Origin of the sequence: Agrobacterium leguminum, from assembly GCF_005144435.2 — a bacterium.
GTDB lineage: Bacteria > Pseudomonadota > Alphaproteobacteria > Rhizobiales > Rhizobiaceae > Agrobacterium > Agrobacterium leguminum.
The window spans coordinates 100,411-121,562 of the sequence record NZ_CP120216.1; the positions used below are offsets into that span (position 1 = coordinate 100,411).

At 61.3% G+C, this 21,152-nt stretch carries 20 protein-coding genes and 1 pseudogene; 13 read left to right on the forward strand and 8 right to left on the reverse strand.

Features of this window, described 5'->3' with window-relative positions:
• Positions 1-172 precede the first annotated feature (172 nt).
• Both CFBP4996_RS27155 and CFBP4996_RS27160 read left to right on the forward strand, forming a co-directional pair.
• Positions 173-4,636 (forward strand): strawberry notch family protein, encoded by a 4,464-nt coding sequence (locus tag CFBP4996_RS27155; RefSeq protein ID WP_080855048.1) that lies wholly within the window; start codon positions 173-175, stop codon positions 4,634-4,636.
• Positions 4,633-5,694: a DUF7146 domain-containing protein gene (locus CFBP4996_RS27160; RefSeq protein WP_080855049.1), complete on the forward strand. Its 1,062-nt coding sequence runs from the start codon at positions 4,633-4,635 to the stop codon at positions 5,692-5,694. Before CFBP4996_RS27155 ends, CFBP4996_RS27160 begins: the two co-directional genes overlap by 4 nt.
• On the opposite strand, the gene CFBP4996_RS27165 is transcribed toward CFBP4996_RS27160, so the two are convergent.
• Complete coding sequence (locus tag CFBP4996_RS27165; protein ID WP_170988534.1) at positions 5,695-6,081, reverse strand: hypothetical protein; 387 nt, start codon at positions 6,079-6,081, stop codon at positions 5,695-5,697.
• Between CFBP4996_RS27165 and CFBP4996_RS27170 the strand changes: the two genes are divergently transcribed.
• Together CFBP4996_RS27170 and CFBP4996_RS27175 are read left to right on the forward strand one after the other, a co-directional pair.
• Positions 6,080-7,021: a DUF2493 domain-containing protein gene (locus CFBP4996_RS27170; protein ID WP_080855050.1), complete on the forward strand. Its 942-nt coding sequence runs from the start codon at positions 6,080-6,082 to the stop codon at positions 7,019-7,021. The genes CFBP4996_RS27165 and CFBP4996_RS27170 overlap by 2 nt on opposite strands.
• A gap of 196 nt (positions 7,022-7,217) precedes the next feature.
• Complete coding sequence (locus CFBP4996_RS27175) at positions 7,218-7,916, forward strand: hypothetical protein (protein WP_137396200.1); 699 nt, start codon at positions 7,218-7,220, stop codon at positions 7,914-7,916.
• Between the two features lie 2 nt (positions 7,917-7,918).
• On the opposite strand, the gene CFBP4996_RS27180 is transcribed toward CFBP4996_RS27175, so the two are convergent.
• Positions 7,919-8,326 carry a type II toxin-antitoxin system VapC family toxin gene (locus tag CFBP4996_RS27180; RefSeq protein ID WP_080855052.1) on the reverse strand — a complete coding sequence of 136 codons (408 nt, stop codon included), beginning with the start codon at positions 8,324-8,326 and terminating at the stop codon, positions 7,919-7,921.
• Positions 8,323-8,583, reverse strand: coding sequence for an antitoxin (locus CFBP4996_RS27185; RefSeq protein WP_080855053.1), 261 nt, complete (start codon positions 8,581-8,583; stop codon positions 8,323-8,325). Before CFBP4996_RS27185 ends, CFBP4996_RS27180 begins: the two co-directional genes overlap by 4 nt.
• Positions 8,584-8,800: 217 nt before the next feature.
• On the opposite strand from CFBP4996_RS27185, the gene CFBP4996_RS27190 reads away from it, so the two are divergent.
• The 7 genes and pseudogenes from CFBP4996_RS27190 (at position 8,801) to CFBP4996_RS27220 (ending at position 12,158) form a co-directional block, all read left to right on the forward strand.
• A complete protein-coding gene (locus CFBP4996_RS27190; RefSeq protein WP_080855054.1) occupies positions 8,801-9,067 on the forward strand; it encodes a type II toxin-antitoxin system ParD family antitoxin in 267 nt (88 codons plus the stop codon).
• Positions 9,068-9,235: 168 nt separating this feature from the next.
• On the forward strand, positions 9,236-9,502 hold the full coding sequence (locus tag CFBP4996_RS27195) for a type II toxin-antitoxin system Phd/YefM family antitoxin (protein WP_080855055.1): 267 nt from the start codon (positions 9,236-9,238) through the stop codon (positions 9,500-9,502).
• Positions 9,499-9,896, forward strand: a pseudogene (locus CFBP4996_RS27200) (type II toxin-antitoxin system VapC family toxin). The gene CFBP4996_RS27195 and the pseudogene CFBP4996_RS27200 overlap by 4 nt, the downstream one beginning before the upstream one ends.
• Positions 9,897-10,514: 618 nt before the next feature.
• Complete coding sequence (locus CFBP4996_RS27205; protein WP_080855056.1) at positions 10,515-10,838, forward strand: DUF736 domain-containing protein; 324 nt, start codon at positions 10,515-10,517, stop codon at positions 10,836-10,838.
• Between the two features lie 347 nt (positions 10,839-11,185).
• Positions 11,186-11,350 carry a hypothetical protein gene (locus tag CFBP4996_RS27210; protein ID WP_162936144.1) on the forward strand — a complete coding sequence of 55 codons (165 nt, stop codon included), beginning with the start codon at positions 11,186-11,188 and terminating at the stop codon, positions 11,348-11,350.
• A 128-nt stretch (positions 11,351-11,478) separates the two neighbouring features.
• Entirely contained in the window at positions 11,479-11,748 is a 270-nt protein-coding gene (locus CFBP4996_RS27215; RefSeq protein WP_080855057.1) for a type II toxin-antitoxin system prevent-host-death family antitoxin, read from the forward strand.
• Positions 11,745-12,158 (forward strand): hypothetical protein, encoded by a 414-nt coding sequence (locus CFBP4996_RS27220; protein ID WP_080855058.1) that lies wholly within the window; start codon positions 11,745-11,747, stop codon positions 12,156-12,158. Before CFBP4996_RS27215 ends, CFBP4996_RS27220 begins: the two co-directional genes overlap by 4 nt.
• Here CFBP4996_RS27220 and CFBP4996_RS27225 read toward each other — a convergent pair.
• The gene (locus tag CFBP4996_RS27225; protein WP_080855059.1) at positions 12,142-12,405 is read right to left on the reverse strand and encodes a WGR domain-containing protein; all 264 of its coding nucleotides are present in this window, start codon (positions 12,403-12,405) and stop codon (positions 12,142-12,144) included. The two genes, CFBP4996_RS27220 and CFBP4996_RS27225, sit on opposite strands and share 17 nt — an antisense overlap.
• A gap of 535 nt (positions 12,406-12,940) precedes the next feature.
• Here CFBP4996_RS27225 and CFBP4996_RS27230 point away from each other — a divergent pair.
• Positions 12,941-13,336, forward strand: a complete 396-nt coding sequence (locus CFBP4996_RS27230) for a hypothetical protein (protein ID WP_080855061.1) — start codon at positions 12,941-12,943, stop codon at positions 13,334-13,336.
• Between the two features lie 12 nt (positions 13,337-13,348).
• Here CFBP4996_RS27230 and CFBP4996_RS27235 read toward each other — a convergent pair whose 3' ends face one another.
• The 4 genes from CFBP4996_RS27235 to CFBP4996_RS27250 all read right to left on the reverse strand — a co-directional run bounded on the left by CFBP4996_RS27235 (position 13,349) and on the right by CFBP4996_RS27250 (position 16,215).
• Complete coding sequence (locus CFBP4996_RS27235; RefSeq protein ID WP_080855062.1) at positions 13,349-13,591, reverse strand: hypothetical protein; 243 nt, start codon at positions 13,589-13,591, stop codon at positions 13,349-13,351.
• Positions 13,592-13,788: 197 nt separating this feature from the next.
• Positions 13,789-15,708 carry a Ti-type conjugative transfer system protein TraG gene (gene traG / locus CFBP4996_RS27240; protein WP_080855063.1) on the reverse strand — a complete coding sequence of 640 codons (1,920 nt, stop codon included), beginning with the start codon at positions 15,706-15,708 and terminating at the stop codon, positions 13,789-13,791.
• Entirely contained in the window at positions 15,699-15,938 is a 240-nt protein-coding gene (locus CFBP4996_RS27245) for a conjugal transfer protein TraD (RefSeq protein ID WP_080855064.1), read from the reverse strand. The genes traG and CFBP4996_RS27245 overlap by 10 nt, the downstream gene beginning before the upstream one ends.
• A complete protein-coding gene (locus tag CFBP4996_RS27250; protein ID WP_062653648.1) occupies positions 15,928-16,215 on the reverse strand; it encodes a TraC family protein in 288 nt (95 codons plus the stop codon). The genes CFBP4996_RS27245 and CFBP4996_RS27250 overlap by 11 nt, the downstream gene beginning before the upstream one ends.
• A 222-nt stretch (positions 16,216-16,437) precedes the next feature.
• On the opposite strand from CFBP4996_RS27250, the gene traA reads away from it, so the two are divergent.
• A complete protein-coding gene (traA, locus tag CFBP4996_RS27255) occupies positions 16,438-21,075 on the forward strand; it encodes a Ti-type conjugative transfer relaxase TraA (protein WP_080855065.1) in 4,638 nt (1,545 codons plus the stop codon).
• Positions 21,076-21,152 lie beyond the last annotated feature (77 nt).

The following is a 21,152-nucleotide window of genomic DNA, read 5'->3' on the forward strand; positions in this document are numbered from 1 at the left end:
GATTGGAGGTCGATAGTGGATTGAAGGTTGCTTACATTCTACAGATTGTTGGGTTTTGGGCAAATTGTTCGCTGCCACGAGAGAGGGAGAGAGGGGCCGGAAAGGGGAGCCTGCCGGGGCTTGGAGAGCGTCCGGGTGGGCTTGTCCTTTCCCGCTCTCGACAGGATCTTCCATGAACGTGATCTCGACTCCGGCCGCAAACGCGGTCGCCACTTCGCGCGTTTCCGCCAGCCGTGCGGACAGTATTCTCAACGCCAGCCATGAGCTTCTGCCGTTTCTCGAACGCGGCCATGCCATCGGCGCAGCCGATCTTCGCACCATCCTGATGAACGCCTTCGGCGGTTCGGATGCCGAGGGCTTCTGGTCCTGGAAGGACGCCTATGAAGCGACGGAAGCCGCGCAGGTTCTCTTTCTACGCAAGTTCGGTTCGGCGATTGCCGCCCGCGCGAACGCGCCGCAGGCGGCGCTCGCCATGTTGACCAAGGTTGCAGGCCTGATCCCCACCCACACACGGCGCTCCGAGGAAAGCCAGCAGCTCCAGCAGTTTTCCACGCCGATGCCGCTCGCCTATGTCGCTGCCCGCGCCGCAGGCATCATGCCCGGTGACATGGTTCTCGAACCGTCGGCAGGAACCGGACTGATGGCGATCTTCGCCGAACTCGCCCGCTCGCGCCTCGCGCTCAACGAATATGCGCCGCTCCGCAACAGTCTTCTGGAACGCCTCTTTCTGGGTTCGCAGGTCACGCAGCACGATGCTGCGCATATCGATGACTATCTCGATCGCGCGGTTCGCCCGACCGTCGTGCTGATGAACCCGCCGTTTTCCGTCGGCGTTCATGTCGAAGGCCGCATGACCGGCGCCGCATGGCGTCATCTCGCCTCCGCCTTCGCGCGTCTTGCCCCGGGCGGCCGGCTGGTGGCGATCACCGGTTCCAGTCTTTCTCCTGACAATCCCAAATGGCGTGACGCCTTCGTCCGACTTCAGGGTCGCGGCACGGTTCTGTTCAGCGCTGCGATCGACGGTTCCGTCTATGCTCGCCACGGGACGACGATGGAAACCCGCCTGACGGTGATCGACAAGATAGCGGCGGCCGATCCGGCAAAGCTCGTTGTTCCGCATGGCGTGGCCCCCGATCTGGAAACATTGCTTGCCTGGATTTCCGGCCTTCCGCCGCGCTCACCCTCGACCGCGCCGAATTCCATCGGCGCGCTGTCCAACGGAATCCTGAACGCCTGCGCGGCGAAGATGGCCGCCCGCAAAGCCGCCGGCACCATGCGTCCCGCGGCGGTGATGGCCCCGGCAAGCCGCCCTTCAGCCGTTCATGCGCCGCGGCCTCTACCCTCAGCTGCATTCCGGATTGACGATGAAGTCGTCGAGCTCTTCTACGAATTGCGCGACGGAACGATAAACGCCCGCGCCGATGTCGCCGATGGCATCTACGAACCTTACCGGGTACAGGCGATCCGTATTCCGGACGCAAAATCGCACCCGGACAAGCTGGTCGAATCCGTCGCCATGGCCTCGGTCGCGCCGCCCAAACCGAGCTACCGTCCACATCTGCCGAAGAGCATTGTCATTGGCGGGGATCTTTCCGACGCCCAGCTTGAAAGCGTGATCTATGCCGGCGAGGCCCATTCCGGCTATCTCGCCGGTCACTGGTCCGTCGATGCCAGTTTCGACAATCTGAAAGCCGTCACCCCGGAAAGCGAAGGCGCTGTCCGCTTTCGCCGCGGCTGGTTTCTCGGCGACGGCACGGGAGCCGGCAAAGGGCGACAGGCCGCGGGTATCATTCTGGACAATTGGCTCAAGGGTCGCCGCCGCCATCTGTGGATATCAAAATCCGAAACCCTGATCGAGGATGCGCAGCGCGATTGGGCCGCACTCGGTCAGGAAAAGCTGCTGGTCACGCCGTTGTCGCGCTTCCGCCAGGGCGAGCCGATCAAGCTCGACGAGGGCATCCTGTTCGTCACCTTCGCCACATTGCGCACTGACGAGCGTGAGGGCAAGCGCTCGCGCGTTCAGCAGATCGTCGACTGGCTGGGTCAAGAGGCGGGGAGCGGCGAAGCCCCGACAGGGAACGCAAAAGGCTTCGATGGCGTCATCGTCTTCGATGAAGGGCATGCTATGGCCAATGCTGCAGGGGGCAAGTCCGATCGCGGCGAGAAGTCTGCCTCGCAACAGGGCCGCGCCGGTCTTCGCCTCCAGCGTGCCCTCCCGGATGCCCGCGTCGTCTACGTCTCCGCGACCGGCGCTTCCGAAGTGGAGTCGCTCGCCTATGCCGAACGCCTCGGTCTCTGGGGCGGCGCAGACTTCCCCTTTTCGACCCGGTCCGAGTTCATCGCCGCAATCGAGGACGGCGGCGTGGCAACGATGGAAGTGCTCGCGCGTGACCTGAAGGCCATGGGGCTATACGCCTCCAGGTCCCTGTCCTTCGAAGGTGTCGAATACGACATCCTCGAACACGAACTGACCGAGGAGCAGGTCCGCATCTACGATTCCTATGCCGAAGCATACCAGGTCATTCACAATCATCTCGATCAGGCGCTGGAGGCTTCCGGCATTACCTCCAGCGGCGGCACCCTCAACAAAAATGCGAAAGCTGCTGCGCGCTCCGCCTTCGAAAGCACCAAGCAGCGCTTCTTCAACCATCTCCTGACGTCAATGAAGACGCCGGCGCTGATGAGCGCGATCAAGGTGGATGTGGCAGAAGGCCATGCTGCAATTGTCCAAATCATTTCCACCGGCCAGTCCCTGATCGAGCGCCGCCTCGCAGAAATCCCGACCAAGGAATGGAACGATATCCAGGTGGACGTCACGCCGCGTGAGATCGTCGCCGAATACCTCAATCATTCCTTCCCGACCCAGTTGTTCGAGGAATATTCCGATACCGAAGGCAATCTCCTGTCGCGCCCGGTCTATGACGCCGACGGCAATCCGGTCCTGTGCCGCGAAGCTGTTGCCCGCCGTGATACGCTGCTTGAACAACTCGGTAGCCTGCCGGCAATCCCAACCGCGCTCGACCAGATCGTCCAGCAATTCGGTACGGATCGCGTGGCCGAGATCACAGGCCGCACGCGCCGTATCGTCCGACGCGATGATGGCGGCACGATCGACCGCTTTGCCGTCGAAAGCCGGCCGGGCAGCGCCAATCTTGACGAGACCCGCGCCTTCATGGACGACGAGAAGCCAATCCTGATCTTCTCCGAAGCCGGCGGCACGGGCCGGTCCTACCATGCCGACCTCGGTGCGAAGAACCAGCGTCTGCGCCTTCACAATCTCCACGAAGCCGGATGGCGCGCAGACGTCGCTATTCAGGGGCTTGGCCGCAGCCATCGCACCAACCAGGCGCAGCCTCCGAAATTTCGCATGATTGCCACCAACGTCAAGGCGGAGCGCCGCTTCCTCTCGACGATCGCCCGGCGTCTCGACACGCTCGGGGCGATCACTCGCGGGCAGCGCCAGACCGGCGGGCAGGGGATGTTCCGCAGCGAGGACAATCTCGAATCGCAATATGCCCGCGATGCGCTGCGGCAGTTCTACAAGCTCGTTCATGCCGGTGGCATCGAAGGTTGCTCGCTGGAGAAATTCGAGGCGATCACCGGCCTGTCACTGACGGCGGAAGAGGGTGGTCTCAAGGACGAACTGCCGCCGATCCACACGTTCCTGAACCGTATGCTGGCGCTCACCATTGCCATGCAGAACCTGCTGTTCGATGCCTTCGAACAATTGCTGGCTGCGCGCATCGAGGGCGCGATTGCCGCCGGTGTCTACGACAAGGGGCTGGAGACGCTGACGGCCGACCGCATGACGGTGAAGGACCGGCGGCTGGTCTACACTCATCCGGTCACCGGCGCTCAGTCGCACCTGCTGACCATCGAGCGTATGGATCGTAACAGGCCGATGCTGCTTGCCGATGCCTTGAGCCTTGCCGCACGCGATCCGCATGCCATTCTGATGATCAACGGCAAGTCCGGCCGCCCGGCGGTGCAGGTTCCGACCCGCTCGGTCATGCTCGACGACGGATCGATCCAGCCGCGCGTCGCGCTGATCCGGCCGATGGACGAGATCCGCTTCGAGGTGCGCCAGCTCGAAGAAACGAACTGGGAAGCGACGGACGAACAGAGCTTCTCCACTGCATGGGAGAGGGAAGTCGCCAGTCTCGCCGAATTCTCGGTATCGACCATGCACGTGGTGTCCGGCCTGTTGCTGCCGATCTGGAAACTGCTGCCGCAGGATTATTGCCGGGTCTATCGCCTCCAGACCGACGACGGTGAGCGCATCGTGGGACGTCTGGTCGCCCCGGCGGGCCTGACGCGGCTTTGTCGCAACTTCGGGCTCGACCAGACGGAGGTCGTCACCGCCGCCGAGGTCTGGCAATCGCTGCTCGGCGGCTCCTCTGTGGTCGCGCTTGCCGGAAACATGACGCTCAGGCGTGTTCGCGTGATGAACGACTATCGCATCGAGCTTACCGGCTTCACCGATGGCATGCGCGACAAGCTGCGATCCATCGGCCTGTTCTCCGAGATGATCGCCTGGAAGGTCCGGGTTTTTATCCCCACCTCGGAGGAGGGACCGGCGGTCCTCTCCCGCCTCATCGAACGGCATCGCATCGTCGACGTCGCCGGCCGGGGATGATCGCCATGTTGTCCGCATCCGAACTGGCGGACCGTCTCGCGCAGGATGCGGAGGCGGTCTGCCGTCATTATCTCTCGGCTGGCCGCAGGGCCGGCAACTACTGGATCGTCGGCGACGTCACCAACAACAAGGGCAGGTCACTTTATGTCCATCTCTCTGGCTCTCGGAGGGGTCGGTGGGCCGATGCGGCGACGGCTCAATATGGCGATCTGCTCGATCTCGTGCGGGAAAGCTGCGGACTGGTCGATTTCCGCGACGTGGCCGACGAGGCGCGGCGTTTCCTCAGTCTTCCCCAACCCGCCTCGACGGCGCCCCGTAGGGGCGACGCCCGTGCCGATCCGCCGGTCGACAGACCGGCCGACGAACGCGCGCAGCGCCTGTTCCGAATGACGCAGCCGCTTGCCGGCACGCTGGCCGATGGCTATCTGCGCCAGCGCGGCATCCTGCGGGCGGCTTTGCATCCCGCGCTTCGGTTTCACCCCTCTTGCTACTATCGCGATCTCGTGACGGGCAGGACCAGTAGTTATCCGGCTCTGATCGCAGCCGTGACCGATCGCTTCGGCATGATCACCGGCGTGCATCGCACATATCTTGATCGCTCCGGGCTCGACCTGGGAAGCATTGGCAAGGCGCAGGTGGACACTCCTCGGCGTGCGCTCGGCGGCCTGCTCGGCAATGCCGTGCGCTTCCGCTTTTCGTTTCATGTCCCCGTGCCGGTCATGATCGCCGGTGAAGGCCTCGAAAGCATTCTTTCGCTCATCGCTGTGATGCCCGACATGCCGATGGTCTCGGCATTGACCGCCAATCACCTTGCCGCCTTCCGGCCACCGGACGGGTGTGAGCGCCTCTACATTGCCGCGGATGCGGATGCCGCCGGCCGGCACGGCATCGAGGGATTGAGCCGCCGGGGGCAGTCGCTCGGCATCCTGCCGCTTGTGCTCACCCCGCAACTCGGCGACTTCAACGAGGATCTGCGCCAGCTCGGACCGGACCGCCTGATCGCCAATCTGCGGGCGCAACTCGCCCCTGAGGATGCTCAGGCTTTCCTGTCCGCGTGATCAGGCCGTGATGGGGAGGTGCGGCGGGATTGCTGCGGCGCGGGTGGGGAAGGCCGGTGCCCTGCCGGTCCCCGCCCGGATGGGCGCGCGCCTGCGGGCCTGCCGGGAGGCGACCCTTACCATGCGGCGGGCGGGCCGCCAGCCACCGCCGGAAAGGTTTTTTCCCCGCACCGGCTCTTCTCGCGCATCGGCCGCTCCGAAACCCGGTTCCCGGTGTTCGGGCCGATGCGGGGCCGGTGCTCCTCGCGGGACAAAAAACCTCCCCGGCGGGGCCCACTGCTTTGCGTGGCCGCAGCGCGAGGCGCTGCGGTTCTGGCCCGCCTCCGCATGGACAGGGATCGCCGTCAGGCCGCGAAAGGCGCGGCCTAAACCGACGGAGACCATCATGACCCTCATGCTTCCCAACGACGACGCCTTCGAGCCGCATCGCGCATCCTCTCCAACCGACCGCTTCATCTACGAGATGCAGCTCTACGGCCATCGCCCCTTTCAGGATGAGCCGGACCCGCGCCCGCTGCCCGAGGAGCCGGTCGTACAGTCGGCACTAACCGCGATCTTCGACGCTCTCTACGAGATGCTCGGCGACACGCGGCTGGAACCCGATCTCGAAGACCTGCTCTGGTCGACGGTCAACCTCTTCCATCGCGCCGGCGAGCGTATCCAGCGTGAGCTCCAACGCAACGAGGATGCGCAGCGCACCGGTCAGCGCGAACAGGATGGATCGGAAGTCAAGAGCGTCGAACTCGAACGCCATATCGCCGAAGGCATCACCCTTCTGGAGCGTCGCAACGCCTTCGAGTTCATGCGCGACTTTGCGGCCGACCTGTTCGAGGCGCAGACCGGATCGACATGGCGCCCGCGCACCGGCTCCAAGGTCAGCCACGCCAACATGACCGCGGCGATGATCGACTCCAGGGATTTTCTTTCCGCCCGCCGGCGCGCCGAGACTGATGTGCTGATCCCGACCGGCACCAAGATCGCTGTTGGCGGCGGCATGGACTACAACGACCATGAGCGGATCTGGGCCGCACTCGACAAGGCTCATGCCAAGTATCCCGATCTGGTCTTGATGCACGGCGGTTCGCCGAAGGGAACTGAGCGCATCGCCGCGTGCTGGGCCGAGGCCCGCAAGGTGACGCAAATCGCCTTCAAGCCTGACTGGACGAAACACGCCAAGGCGGCCCCCTTCCGCCGCAACGATGCCATGCTCTCGGTCATGCCGGCGGGTGTGATCGTCTTTCCTGGTTCCGGGATTACCGACAATCTTGCCGACAAGGCCCGTCTGTTCGGCATCCCGGTCTGGCGCTTCGGTGGAGACAGTGCGTAAACGATCCTTCAGAGGCCGTGCGGTCCATCCGCAGCCGGCCTCTGAAATATTCCCGGGCCATCGTGTGGCCCGGTGCTGTCGACTTATCGCGCGCAAGGAGGGTCGACGTTGCGCCGGAAGGCACCAGGTATGGTTGATGTAGCACCTGCGGATGCTATAGTTCGATCAGGATATCGTATGACTGACGAGGGGTGCCATGCCGAACTCTGTTTCACCGTTTGAACAGCGACGCTTGTCTCTTCGTCGAGCGGAGATATTCGTCATGTTTCCATCCCGCACAGCCGTTGTGCTCGGCGCTCTCGGGTGTGTGAATTTCGCGCTTGTGTTCAGGCAGCAGGAGAGCCCATCGTGGCTGGCGACCGCAGCAGCAGTCGGCATGTGGGTTCTTGTACTGGCAAGTATTCTTCGCTCAGTGATCGCACTGATGACCTCGCCGGACGGCCGCTATAACCGTGGTGCGAGCATAGCTGCGGCGTTGATCGGCAAGTTCATATCGGCTCTGCCCGAACTTAAGCGCAGGTATCTTGAGACTCGGTTCGAGAATCCGGCCTCATCAATTTGCTTCCGTTTTCCATGGCAGATGAAGCATAGCGCCGTTTCGCCGTCGCTCCGATGCATAGAGGTCCTGCTTCTCGTGGTGGGGGCAACGCCTTTCGTGCTGATCCTTCTCGTCTTCGGCTTGGTCGTCGGCAATGCCGATGTCTGGGGACCGGCGGTCGAACAGCCTGCTTTTGTGATCACTATCGCTTTCGGGTGGGGGATTGTTGTTCTGAGCGCTATTGCCGTCTTGCTTATTGTGATCGACGCAATGTTTTTGCTCTTTGCCGAGGGCATTAAGGCGGATTTCGCGAACAGAGCACACAGAATAGGGAGCTGGTTAACCTCGCTCCGTTGACTTCATTCAGTCGACCAGTCTTCAACGCGCAATCCGTCTACGCGATTGAACTCACCGAGATTATTGGTAACGAGCATCAGGCCACGGGCCTTGGCCTGACCTGCTATCAAGACGTCGTAGGGGCCGATAGGCATTCCCTTTGCGGCGAGAGCCGCCCGGATTTCCCCCGCGACAAAAGCATCGCGCTGATCGAAGTCGAGGACCGGAAAATCAGCAAATACCAGGCGCAATGTTTCCAGGTTGTGCTGGACCTTTGCGCTCTTTTGGGCTCCAAAATACAATTCATGTGCGACGATCGATGGCAGGCCGATCGTTCCTTCAGCGCTCTGAAGCACCCGATTGACCAGCATGTCCGATCGACGGCCAATCAACGCAATGACCGCATTCGTGTCGAGAAGATGCGAGATCACGGAAACACCGTATCAAGCTCCGGCCGGTCCTGCGGTTTTGGCTGTTCGCGCCCGCCCTTCATGAAATCGTCGCTGACGCCCCGCGCCATGGCCGCTTTCAGGGACGACCACGCGTCACCACGTTCAACGTGCGGGCGCAGAACGAGCGCATCACCCTCCTGCGTGATGTCCACACGATCGACATCGAAACGAAATTCTTTCGGCAGGCGAACCGCCTGAGAATTACCCGATTGAAATACGCGGGCTACATGGGGCATGGTTTGCTCCTCCTTGTATATACCAGAACGTATATACGCCGTTTCGGCTCCGATTTCAAGCAATACACCATCAAGATCAACATGCGGTTTTGTGACACACAGAGCATGTCGCATTCCAATATCAAGTTGCCTGTGTGTAATGTAAAAAGTGGCGAGCATTGATAACAGTTTGATAAGCCGCTTATCTTTTGCGAGCATAATCAATGGAGATTACGATATGACCAGTTCCGATTTGGGCAAACAGCTCGAACGCTATATCCAACTGCTTGTCGATACGGGTCGCTATGGCTCCAAGAGCGAAGTGTTACGCGAGGGCGTGCGGCTTGTGCAGGACAGAGAAACGAAACTGGCCGCACTCGATGCGTCGATTATGCGCGGGCTAGCCGATGCTGACGCTGGCCGCACAAAGCCAGCCAATGAGGTGTTTGACCGCCTGGAGGCCAAATATCGTGCGATGGCTGCACAGGATGAACAGTCCACATGATCGTTGAATTTTCTGGCGAAACGAAATGCGATTTTGAACAAATCGCGGATTGCATCGCCAAAGAGAATCCACACCGGATGCCGACAGGGTGCCTGCACAATAATAAAACTCAAGCCTTGCATTTCTGGCGATTTGTGTACACATTTTCCATTCAAACGGAGCTTCGCTATGCCTCAATCCCGGCAACAGACATCTTCCCCCCGCCGTGTCGGTGTACGCGAATTTCGCGGCAACCTGACGTCCTTCCTGAAACAGGTCGAGGATGGTCAGCGGTTTGTTCTCACCTCCCATCATAAGGTCGTCGCGGAAATAGGGCCGCCATCAAAGGATATTGTCGTTCGCAAGCCCGGCGCGTTGCGCGGAAAGATTAAAGTTGCCGAAGACTTCGACACCCTGCCGGCGGACGTTCTGGCCTCGATGGAAGACGAGGCGTGAGGCTACTTCTCGATACGCATGCCTTGTTGTGGTGGCTGAACGACGATGAGAAGCTGGGGAGCCATGCGCGTAGCCTTATCGGCGATCCTGAGAACGACGTCCTCGTCAGCTCTGTCTCCCTTTGGGAAATCACCGTGAGCTGCGGATCGGCAAGCTCGATGCCGATATAGAAGAGATTCTTGCGGCCTGCCGATTCAGGGTTTCTATCGGTTGGATATCACAGACGCACATCTTATCGCTCTTACTGCTCTCCCGTTTCATCACCGCGATCCCTTCGATCATCTCCTCATGGCCCAGGCCGTGGCAGAGGAGGCGCATTTCGTTTCGCAGGATCAGAATGTTCCTGCTCTACGGCATTCCGTTTGTGACTTGCTCGGATCCTGTCGCGTTGTGACTTCCGACGGGGCTGGCTCCGTCGATGAAGCCGTCCCAGTTCGCCCTGCACTGCTGGTCTGCCGGTAGGCAGCGTGCCAGAGGGTTCACTGTCCGGATGAACGAGCGATAACCGGGCAAGCTGGCAAAGATCGTACATCGGATATCGGGCGCGCGCAGCGCCACCAGATGTTGCCGCACGGTCGGCAACGGGCAAGACGGTCGCGGTGCCGATCGTTCCTCCCCCGAAGGCATGGCGAGGTGGGAGCCTCATCGCATGTCTTTTGAACCGGGAGCAGTCGCCAGGAGGTGGCGTTGAAGCGGATAGTGGCGAAGGCGCGCACGCGAGGGGTGCGGCGGTATCGCACAGCGCCGGACCGGGCAGCCATGATGGTTTCTTGCCCTTCGATTGCCCCGAACCATTCCCGTTGTATGTCGCTCGTATAGACGACCGCCTGCTTTTGCGGCCAACCCCTGAAGGGGTAAGACTCGCCCGAAATTTTTGCAAAATTCTATTTCGGTTTCTTGTCCTGGCGGAAAATACAATTTTGCAAAATTTTCAGGCGAGCTGACCGCAGCAGGCGGCCGTCTCTTCGTGCGCCATCGGGAATGGTCCCGAGCAACCGAAGGAGACAATACCATGGCCACCACGATCGCAACCCTGACGCAGAAGACCGACGGCAGCCTCGAAGGCGTTTTCGCCACTATCCGGGTCAACGCACCGATCGCCATCGTCCCGAATGCCCAGAAGGCAAGCGAGGAAGCGCCCGACTTCCGCGTCATCCATCGCCGGACCGGCTTCGAGATCGGCGCAGGCTGGAACCGCATCGCCCGCCAGACCGGTGAGGAATACCTCTCGGTGAAGCTGGAGGCGCCCGAAATCGGCGTGATCTTCGGCAATCTCGCACAGGCCCCCGGTGGCGATCCGGCGAAGAAGGTGATCCTCTGGAACAACCCGAACTGAGCGGCAGGCAGCCGGCCCCGAGCGATCGGGGCCGGCTTCGGCATTTTTGTGCCGGCCGATCCGCGTGGTCATGGGAGCGAAAGCGGGCATCGAGCCCGCTTCCGCTCCTCTCCGGTGCCAAACGAAACCAAACTTTGTCTGCTCAGTCCGTCCGAGGGTGCCATGGCGACCCGAATGCCTCAAGGACGAGCGGTTCCCCCAATTTTCAGCCGCAGCCCCTGCGGCGCCACGTCAGAAAATCGGCTCCCCCACTCGCCGCCTCCGGCGGTCGCGTTCCGCGCTCCTTGACCCATCCGGCCCGTCATGACCGCGGGCGGCGTCTTTCACAAATATCAAGGAGATAACCAATGTCGATCGATCAGCACATCGAGGAACTGCGCGCCGAGCTGCGGAATGCCGTCTATCGCAACGAGCGCCGCTGGATCGAGAAGGAACTGGCGAAGGCACTGGCAGAGCGCGAAGCGCTCTGGGCCGCGCAGGCCGCCTTCCTTCAGAACGAGCCGCCCTTTTAGGGGCGGCATTCTGCGTTCACTTTTGCGGACGATGCAGGCGGTGCGGCGGCGCTTTCAAGCGCTGACATTTGCGCAAACGCTGTGAATGCTGTAAATTACAGCAATGACAACAATGACAGGAGATCACCATGCCCCGTTCCAGTGGTTCCTATTCGACCAGTGACCTGTCGCGCAAGTCCGGCGACATCATCGCTGAAGCACTGCGTCACCCCGTTACCATCACCCAACGCAATAAGCCGCGTCTCGTGTTGCTCAACATCGACGACTACGAGCGGCTGATGCGCCAGTCGGATGTTCGTGACGTTGTCACGATCGAGACAATGCCCGAAAGCTTGTTCGATGAGTTTCAGGAGGCCGTCGAGTCCTATGCGCTGGAGGATGAGAAGGGGCGGCCATGAGTTACGATGACATCCAGACCGCAACCGTTATCCGCTACCCTTACCTATGGGCACGGCAGGCGCGGGCGGGTGAAACCGAAGGGCGCAAGGACCGGCCCGTCGCCGTCGGAGTGCGTATCGCTCGCCCGGAGGGCGATCTTGCGCTTTTCTTTCCGATCACGACCAAAGAGCCGGAACAATCGCGGTTCGCGGCCGAAATTCCCGATATCGAGAAGCGCCGTGCCGGTCTCGACGCTGACCGGCGTCTCTGGATCATTCTCGATGAATTCAACAGTGACCGGATCGGGAAGTCCTTCTATCTGGAGCCGGAACCGCCGATCGGACGTTTCAGCAAGGCCTTCTTCCTGCCGCTGCTGCGCGAGTTCATCGCGCGGCGCAAGGCCTTTACGGAGATCAGTCGTTTTCGATAGCGTCGGTGCTGCGATAACCGCGGCGGCGTTTCGTCCGGGCAAGGCGCCCAAATGCCTGCCAAGCCTCATCCTGGCCGTCGAAGGTTTCGATCTTCGACTGGCCGCCAGTGCCGATCCGGCCCCAGTTGCGGATAACCGAAGCACCGCCAAAGAGCGTCGGCTGGATCGCGAGCACATAGAAACGCCGCATGTTCTGCGACGGATCGATGCGGCGAAGATGAATTGTTCCTGTATCCTCATTTTCCATGACCGGAGTCTCGCTTCCTTTGGAAGACCCGTCCAACGACTTCTTTGAATCGATCCGCCCCGACCGATTCATTGCGGTGATGATTGGTGGGTTCGATCCGATGCTTTCAGTCAAGAAGGATTGGGCGAGACCCCTTGCGGGGCGCGGCTCTACTCACGCCCGAAGGGGCGCTCCCGGAGCCCGCATACGGTCTCCGCGCATCCGCGTGACGATCCTCTCGCGGTATAACACGGACCAGTAGGCAACTGGACCGTTTGCAGCTCCGTCGCCACCCCCAAAAAAAAGAAAAAAGGGCGGCGCCAGAAAATCGGCTCCCCCGCTCGCCGCCGGTGGCGGTCGCTCCGCGATCCCTGACCGCTCTGGGCCAAAAAATGGCTGCTCTCCATCTTCCTCATGCCGACAAAGCATGTCCGGTACACGTTCAATCCTTGCGCTGCGTTTTTGCTGGAGTTAGACTCGCGCAAACAAGCAAGTAAATCTTACCGGCACATTCCGCCGGGTGCTTGCGGGGCTGCTTGTAACAGGAGGCGCATCGATGACTGTTGAATCTTGCTCATCCGACCCAGCCGTTGAGGAACCTCACCCAAATCCCTTTGGGCGTATCGTACGGTTCGTGGTGAGGTTGCCCTTTGCCATTCTAGGCGTCTTCGTTCGGGGACTGCTCTACAGCGCGTGGTATCTGGCTTTTTATGTGCTCTGTATGTTTCGACCGTTCACGGGAATGATGGTGCTGGCGGCAATCGTGATGCTGCCAATGTCGATTGTCGTCTTCGCGCATCCCGAGGCTGCCCGTGGAATGCCGTTCTGGGCATTTGGCCTGATGGGGCTTGGCTTTGTCGCGTTTGCGCTCGGTTACACGCTCTTTGTCGACTGGATCACCCCGCCTAGGGCCGGGGATCCCTTCGAACGCTATCGTCGGCGCCCGAGGTGACCGTCTTGTGGATCACTTTTTTGGCGAGGATAAAATACCAGTGATTGTCGCTAAGACGATAAGCGCGCCGGCTTGAATCAGCACCCACAAATCCGGCCCGTAGATCATGCACCAAAGGGCGGCAATCAAGCAAACCAGCACGCTGAAGATCAGGCATTTCACCTGCCACCGAAGATGCTTTCCCCGCTGCGACAGAAACAGATAAAGCGTGATCGCGATTGCCAACAGACCGGCAAAGGTAAAGACGAGTTCCATCAAAATCCCTTCTTGTTCAAATTCTTTAAAGGCAGGCTCCGCCGTAGGTATTGCATACCGCCACGGATCGCGTGGCCAAGCGGCATGGCTCTACAATATGCCTCCCTCAGCCCCTTCGAATGGTTGAACTCACGGAAATAAGATAGTCTGCTATCCCGGAACTCCCGGAGTGTCCACCACCAAGCAGGTCTGAGCGCTTACGGGCTGAGCTTGACGAAACGATTGGCCTTGGCGGCCGCATCCATGTCCTTTCGCCGGAAGTAGATCGCACGACCGCAGCGGATGGGGCTATACCCCTGCACGATGATGATCTGCTCGTCCTTGCGCATCGACTGCGTGATTTCGTGCGGCATGATCAGCGGCCGTCGCTGGAAACTCACATTCTCCGATTTGCGCGACGCGCTATTCTTGGTATCCCAGCCGATGTTGCGGGAGCTTCCCTTCACCTCGACCGTCATCTCGCCGCATTGCGCCGAGACGTTGCGCGCCGTGTCGAGCGCCTTGATCGCCGCGTAGGAGGCGAAGGCGCAGCCATCGATCCACGACGTCGCGCCATCCTTCCCGAAATGCCGCTCGAGCTGACCGACCGACTGGTACATCAGCATCATCGAAATCCCGTATTTGCGGCCGCGGTCGCGCGCCTCTTCGAGAACGCGCATGTAGCCGAGCAGGTCGACCTCATCGAGCATGAACAGCGCCCGGCGTTTGAACCCGCCGTCAGCCTGAATCATCGCATTGATCAGTGCGCCGATGATCACCCGGCCGATGCCCGGGTAGGATCGCAGGATCGATGCCGGGACGTTCAGGAACACATCCTTCATGCCAGTAACGATATCGCTCGATTTGAAGGCGTTACCACAAACCAGTGCGGCATAGCTGTCGAGTGACAGCCATTGCGTATCCTTCGACGCGGTCGAATAGACGCCGGAGAAGGTCTGCTCGGTCATGTTGGTGAACACGCCCAGGGTTTCGCGGATGAAGGCCGAACCCGAATTCTCCTGAATGTCGCGCAGCATGGCGAGCACTGACGGCTCTGGTTCGGATACGATCTGGCGCAGGCTACGCAGGTTCCGTCTGTCGGCATAGTCGGGCGACAGCATGACATGGGCGAGCAGTCCTGTCAGAAGATTGTGCGCTTGGCTCTGGAAGTAGGAGCCGGTCGAGCTTTCGAAACGCACGCTCTCCGACAGCAGCATATGGGCGACGCCGACGATATCCTCTTCCTTTTGCATGGATGTCTCGATGCCATCGAGCACGTTGAAGCCCATGATCGGATTGGTCGGATCGAGCACCATGACATCGCGCCCGAGCTTGGCTGTGCGATGTTCGACAACCATCGGTGCGACCTCGGTGGATGGATCGAGGCAGATCAGCGGCCCGGTATAACGTAGCGCCGTCGGCACGACATTGCTGGTGGTCTTGTGTCCGCCCGATCCTGCGAAGAAGAGCATATGGGTGGAATCGAAATCTTGGTTGTAGGTGAGGAGCGGCGCTTTGCCGCCTTGTCCCCATGTTGAGCGATCGTTCGGATCGAAAGGCAGTTCATGAACGATTTCCTTGTCGACACGGTAGCGCTCGCCGATGACGATCTCGCCATCGGCCGGAAAGAGCTTTCCCGCCGCCGACATCGAAAGCCAGTCGGCATCGCCGAAGGTCGCGCGCCGCGCCCGTTTGACCTGTTCGGGAACGACGGTGGAAATGCGGGCCGAGGCCGCGACTGCCATGAACCCGCACAAGGCTCCCACCACGGCAACCATGTCGAGATAGGAGAGCGCATAGTCCCAACTGACGACGCCGCGCTCCACGGACGGCGCGAGGCGCCCGTATTCCCGCAAGGCATAAAAGCCGACGACGCCGAGAAAGCACAACAGGCTCACCATTGCGACCGGCCGCCGGCGATGCATCGGCAAGGCCCAGACCGTCAACAGGCCCGCTAGCGGCCCGAACAGAAGCGCCGGTAACGGAGCCGCCCGCAGAAACCAGTATGCCGTTTTGCCCGACATCCCGGTCGCCAATCCTGTCCACCGCCAGCCGACGATCTGGACGGTGATCGCCGTGACAACGATCGGCACGAAGACAAGCAACAGGCTCGGATGCAGTTTTCCCTTCACTGCCATTCCAGCATCTCCCCAGCGCGCGCGATCTCGCCCTTGAGTTCTGGGGCCTTGAACGCCTCTTCGCCGATATCGCGCAGCCGCCGGTGTTCGGGAGAGCCCGTTGTCACACGCGCCAGCTCAAGCAGACCACCGAGCAGGAATGCCCGGTCCGCTTTAGACAAGCCTGCCTTGACGACGATGCCGCCGAGCAAGAATTTCTCACGGGCCTCCTGTTTGCGATCACCCGTCATTTGAAACCGCCTCCGCCGTTCCAGCCCCACTATCTGCAGGTCGACGCGCCGGAGCAGCTGCGCCACCAGAACCTTTCTTCTCTTCTTTCCGAAATCGCGCGGCGATCTCCTCGAAGATGCGATCGACCTCCTCGTCGGCGATCTCCATCTCCGCCAGCCCTGACTTCGTGGCGGCCCTGGCGAAGCGCTCGGCGGATTTAACTATCAGAGAACGCCTGCGTTCGCGCAGCTTCTCGATTTGAGCGTCGATATCCAGAATGGATGATTTTGCTGCCATCTACCTATCCCTTTCCGTCGTGACAATCTTCCGATTTATCGATTATACTGACTAGAATACGATAGTAAAATAAGCTACCTTGCACAAGTCCCCAAAACGTCGATGCCGGAAATCCGGCTTGGGCCGCCTTCCGGAAAAGAGGCATCGGCCCTTCGGTCCGATCGGTTTGAGGGCGCAATATACGTCGCTGGCGCGACGTGCTTGGAAGGTCTGGAGACGACAATGGCGATCATGTTCGTCAGAGCGCAGGTGATCGGAAGGGGAGCGGGACGCAGCATCGTCTCGGCCGCCGCCTATCGTCATCGTGCCCGGATGATGGACGAACAGGTGGGCACGTCGTTCAGCTACAGGGGCGGGGCAGCCGAACTGGTGCATGAAGAGCTGGCGCTGCCGGACCAGATCCCGACCTGGCTGAAGAACGCGATCGACGGGAAATCCGTGGCCGGCGCCAGTGAGGCGCTGTGGAATGCGGTGGATGCGTTCGAGAAGCGGGCGGACGCACAGCTCGCCCGCGAGCTTATCATCGCACTGCCGGAAGAGTTGACGCGGGCCGAGAATATCGCCCTGGTCCGCGAATTCGTGGCGGACAATTTTACGTCGCAGGGCATGGTCGCCGATTGGGTTTTCCACGACAAGGACGGCAACCCGCATATCCACCTGATGACAGCGCTGCGGCCTCTGACCGAAGAGGCGTTCGGACCAAAGAAGGTGCCGGTGCTCGGTGAGGATGGCGAACCTTTGCGGGTCGTCACGCCCGACCGCCCGAACGGCAAGATCGTCTACAAGCTCTGGGCGGGCGATAAGGAAACGATGAAGGCATGGAAGATCGCCTGGGCGGATACCGCCAATCGGCATCTGGCGCTTGCCGGCCACGACATCCGCCTCGATGGTCGTTCCTATGCCGAACAGGGTCTCGACGGTATCGCGCAAAAGCATCTCGGGCCGGAAAAGGCGGCGCTCGCCCGCAAGGGGATCGAGATGTATTTCGCGCCGGGCGATCTTGCTCGGCGGCAGGAGATGGCGGACCGGTTGCTGGCCGAGCCGGAGCTTTTGCTGAAGCAGCTCGCCAACGAACGCTCCACCTTCGATGAGAAGGATATCGCCAAAACGCTGCACCGCTATGTCGACGATCCTGTCGACTTCGCCAATATCCGGGCGCGGTTGATGGCCTCGGATGATCTCGTCCTGTTGAAGCCGCAGCAGGTCGACGCCGAAACCGGCAAGGCCGCTGAGCCCGCGGTCTTCACTACCCGCGACATCCTGCGCGTCGAATACGATATGGCGCAATCGGCAAATGTCCTGTCGAAGCGTCCGGGTTTTGCTGTCTCGCCGGATGCTGTCGTTGCTGCAATCGGGAAGGTCGAGACACAGGATCCGCAAAAGCCCTTTCGCCTCGATCGCGAACAGGTCGATGCTGTCAGGCATGTCACTGGCGACAATGGCATTGCCGCGATTGTCGGTCTGGCGGGTGCGGGCAAGTCGATGCTGCTTGCCGCAGCACGGGTCGCCTGGGAAAGAGAAGGCCGCCGGGTGATCGGTGCGGCACTTGCCGGCAAGGCGGCGGAGGGGCTGGAGGATAGTTCCGGCATCAAGTCACGAACGCTCGCTTCCCTGGAACTGGCATGGGCCAGCGGCCGTGACCTGCTCGAACGTGGCGACGTACTTGTCATCGATGAAGCGGGCATGATCTCCTCGCAACAGATGGGCCGGGTGCTGAAGGTCGCCGAGGATGCGGGGGCCAAGGTCGTTCTGGTCGGCGACGCCATGCAGTTGCAGCCGATCCAGGCGGGAGCGGCGTTTCGGGCAATCAGCGATCGCATCGGTTTTGCCGAACTTGTCGGTGTGCGTCGTCAGCGGCAGGAGTGGGCGCGCGATGCCTCCCGTCTCTTCGCGCGCGGCAATGTCAGGGATGGTCTCGACGCCTATGCGCAGCAGGGTCGCATTACTGAAGCCGAAACACGCGCCGAAATCGTCGAACGCATCGTCGCGGATTGGACCGATGCCAGACGGGACCTCCTTCAGAATACCACTGATGGAGGAAATGCGCCTCGGCTTCGTGGCGACGAACTGCTCGTGCTGGCGCATACCAATGAGGACGTGAAGCGTCTCAATGAATCGCTGCGCAAGGTGATGATGGAGGAGGGTGCGCTGACCGGCGCCCGCGAATTCCAGACGGCGCGTGGGGTTCGCGAATTTGCCGCCGGCGACCGCATCATCTTCCTCGAAAATGCTCGTTTCCTCGAACCGCGTGCGCACCATCTCGGTCCGCAATATGTCAAGAACGGCATGCTCGGCACGGTCATCTCGACAGGTGACAAACGCAGCGGAACGTTGCTGGGCGTCCGCCTCGACAATGGCCGAGATGTCGCGATCAGCGAGGGCAGCTATCGCAATATCGATCATGGTTACGCTGCGACCATTCACAAATCGCAAGGCGCGACAGTCGACCGCGCCTTCGTGCTCGCCACCGGCATGATGGATCAGCATCTGACCTATGTGTCGATGACCCGTCACCGCGACCGGGCCGATCTCTATGCGGCGCGCGAGGATTTTGAACTGAGGCCGGAATGGGGACGAAAGCCGCGTGCCGATCATGCCGCCGGCGTTACCGGCGAGTTGGTCGAAACCGGCGAGGCGAAGTTCCGGCCTCAGGACGAGGATGCGAAAGAAAGCCCTTATGCCGATGTGAAGACCGATGACGGTGTTGTCCATCGCCTATGGGGTGTCAGCCTGCCGAAGGCGCTGGAGGAGGGCGGTGTTTCGGAGGGTGATACCGTCATGCTACGCAAGGATGGCGTCGAAAGGGTTAAGGTCAAGGTGACCGTCGTCGATGAGCAGACTGGCGAGAAGCGAACCGAGGAGCGGGAGGTCGAGCGCAATATCTGGACCGCGGAATTGAAGGAAACCGCCGATGCCCGCGAGCAGCGCATCGAACAGGAGAGCCATCGGCCGGAACTGTTCAGTCAGCTTGTCGACCGTCTCGGCCGGTCCGGTGCCAAGACCACAACGCTCGATTTCGAAAGCGAGGAAGGTTACCGGACCCATGCGGAAGATTTCGCACGGCGGCGTGGCATCGACTTGGCTGCCGGGATCGCGGCCGGAATGGAGGAGGGTGTTTCGGGACGGCTGGCGTGGATTGCGGAAAAGCGGGGGCAAGTAGCGAAGCTTTGGGAGCGGGCGAGCGTTGCGCTCGGTTTCGCGATCGAGCGTGAACGGCGTATCGCGTACAATGAAGACCGCACCGAAACCCTGGCACCGGAAATCCCGACAACCGGGCAATATCTGATCCCGCCCACCACCAGGTTCACCCGCAGCGTCGATGAGGATGCGCGACGCGCGCAACTCGCTTCGGAGCGATGGAAGGAGCGGGATGCGATCCTTGGGCCGGTGCTGGAAAAAATCTATCGTGATCCGGATGCAGCGCTTGCCCGTTTGAATGCGTTGGCTTCGGAGGCGACCAACGAGCCGCGTAAACTTGCAGACGACCTCGCCGCAGCGCCTGACAGGCTTGGGCGCCTTCGCGGCTCCGACCTTATGGTCGACGGCCGTGCCGCTCGTGACGAGCGCAAGACGGCCACCGCCGCGCTGTCGGAATTGGTGCCGATGGCCCGCGCCCATGCAACGGAATTCCGCCGGCAGGCTGAGCGCTTCGGTATCCGCGAGGAGCAACGACGCGCGCATATGTCTCTGTCGATCCCGATGCTGTCGAAGCCGGCGATGGCGCGCCTCGTCGAAATCGAAAATATCCGCGAACGGGGCGGGGACGATGCCTACAAGACCGCTTTCGCCTATGCTGTCGAGGACCGCCAATTGGTCCAGGAGGTCAAGGCCGTGACCGACGCCCTGACCGCACGCTTCGGCTGGGGTGCCTTCACCACGAAAGCCGATGCGGTTGCCGAGCGCAACATCGCCGAGCGCATGCCGGAGGATCTCGCACCGGAACGCCGGGAGAAACTCCTCCGCCTGTTCACCGTCGTCAGGCGTTTTTCCGAGGAACAGCATTTGGCCGAAAAACAGGACCGCTCGAAGATCGTTGCCGGCGCGAGCGTCGAAATCGGAAAGGAAGCGATACCCATGCTGCCGATGCTTGCCGCCGTGACCGAGTTCAAGACGCCGGTTGAAGACGAGGCGCGCAGCCGTGCCGGCGAGGTCGCGCACTATCGTCACCATCGCGCCGCGCTTGCCGATGCCGCGGCGCTCATCTGGCGCGATCCCGCAGGTGCGGTCGGAAAAATCGAGCAGCTTGTCCGACAAGGTTTTGCCGGCGAGCGGATCGCCGCGGCCATCAGCAACGATCCTGCCGCCTATGGTGCGTTGCGTGGCTCTGACCGCCTGATGGACAGGTTGCTCGCCGTCGGTCGCGAACGAAAGGAAGCTCTTCAGGCTGTACCGGAAGCCGCCAGCCGCGTGCGTTCGCTCGGTACGTCATGGGCCACCGCCCTCGATACAGAGACTGGAGTGGTCACCGAAGAGCGCCGGCGCATGGCTGTTGCCATTCCTGGCCTGTCGCAGGCGGCAGATGATGCGCTCCGGACATTGGTGGCGGATGTAAGAATGCAGAAGAAGAACAAGGGCAAGAGCGCCAGTCGCGATCTTACTTCAGGTGTGCTCGAACCGCGCATCCTGCAGGAGTTTTCGGCGGTCAGTCGGGCGCTCGACGAGCGTTTCGGCAGGAACGCGATCCTGCGCGGCGAGAAAGATGTCGGCAATCGCGTTTCAGCGGCGCAACGCCGCGCCTTCGAGGCGATGCGGGAACGCCTCCGGGTCCTGCAGCAGGCGGTACGAACAGCAAGCAGTCAGGAGATTGTTGCTGAACGCCAGCGGCGGGCCATCGATCGCACGCGTGGCTTCACTCGATAGCTATTTGGAAGGAGACGAAAGGATTGGGGGGCATCTTGAGCCGGGGAGTTTTTGCGGGCTATCAAAGGGATAAGAGG

What these genes read in the sequence shown, in the direction of transcription:
- CFBP4996_RS27220 (WP_080855058.1), top strand. Translation starts at nt 11,745, where the DNA reads ATGAGTTACGATGACATCCAGACCGCAACCGTTATCCGCTACCCTTAC.
- CFBP4996_RS27250 (WP_062653648.1), bottom strand. Translation starts at nt 16,215, where the DNA reads ATGGCAGCAAAATCATCCATTCTGGATATCGACGCTCAAATCGAGAAG.
- CFBP4996_RS27170 (WP_080855050.1), top strand. Translation starts at nt 6,080, where the DNA reads ATGACCCTCATGCTTCCCAACGACGACGCCTTCGAGCCGCATCGCGCA.
- CFBP4996_RS27165 (WP_170988534.1), bottom strand. Translation starts at nt 6,081, where the DNA reads ATGATGGTCTCCGTCGGTTTAGGCCGCGCCTTTCGCGGCCTGACGGCG.
- CFBP4996_RS27155 (WP_080855048.1), top strand. Translation starts at nt 173, where the DNA reads ATGAACGTGATCTCGACTCCGGCCGCAAACGCGGTCGCCACTTCGCGC.
- CFBP4996_RS27230 (WP_080855061.1), top strand. Translation starts at nt 12,941, where the DNA reads ATGACTGTTGAATCTTGCTCATCCGACCCAGCCGTTGAGGAACCTCAC.
- CFBP4996_RS27195 (WP_080855055.1), top strand. Translation starts at nt 9,236, where the DNA reads ATGCCTCAATCCCGGCAACAGACATCTTCCCCCCGCCGTGTCGGTGTA.
- traG (WP_080855063.1), bottom strand. Translation starts at nt 15,708, where the DNA reads ATGGCAGTGAAGGGAAAACTGCATCCGAGCCTGTTGCTTGTCTTCGTG.
- CFBP4996_RS27245 (WP_080855064.1), bottom strand. Translation starts at nt 15,938, where the DNA reads ATGACGGGTGATCGCAAACAGGAGGCCCGTGAGAAATTCTTGCTCGGC.
- traA (WP_080855065.1), top strand. Translation starts at nt 16,438, where the DNA reads ATGGCGATCATGTTCGTCAGAGCGCAGGTGATCGGAAGGGGAGCGGGA.
- CFBP4996_RS27190 (WP_080855054.1), top strand. Translation starts at nt 8,801, where the DNA reads ATGACCAGTTCCGATTTGGGCAAACAGCTCGAACGCTATATCCAACTG.
- CFBP4996_RS27185 (WP_080855053.1), bottom strand. Translation starts at nt 8,583, where the DNA reads ATGCCCCATGTAGCCCGCGTATTTCAATCGGGTAATTCTCAGGCGGTT.
- CFBP4996_RS27225 (WP_080855059.1), bottom strand. Translation starts at nt 12,405, where the DNA reads ATGGAAAATGAGGATACAGGAACAATTCATCTTCGCCGCATCGATCCG.
- CFBP4996_RS27235 (WP_080855062.1), bottom strand. Translation starts at nt 13,591, where the DNA reads ATGGAACTCGTCTTTACCTTTGCCGGTCTGTTGGCAATCGCGATCACG.
- CFBP4996_RS27175 (WP_137396200.1), top strand. Translation starts at nt 7,218, where the DNA reads ATGCCGAACTCTGTTTCACCGTTTGAACAGCGACGCTTGTCTCTTCGT.
- CFBP4996_RS27210 (WP_162936144.1), top strand. Translation starts at nt 11,186, where the DNA reads ATGTCGATCGATCAGCACATCGAGGAACTGCGCGCCGAGCTGCGGAAT.
- CFBP4996_RS27215 (WP_080855057.1), top strand. Translation starts at nt 11,479, where the DNA reads ATGCCCCGTTCCAGTGGTTCCTATTCGACCAGTGACCTGTCGCGCAAG.
- CFBP4996_RS27160 (WP_080855049.1), top strand. Translation starts at nt 4,633, where the DNA reads ATGATCGCCATGTTGTCCGCATCCGAACTGGCGGACCGTCTCGCGCAG.
- CFBP4996_RS27205 (WP_080855056.1), top strand. Translation starts at nt 10,515, where the DNA reads ATGGCCACCACGATCGCAACCCTGACGCAGAAGACCGACGGCAGCCTC.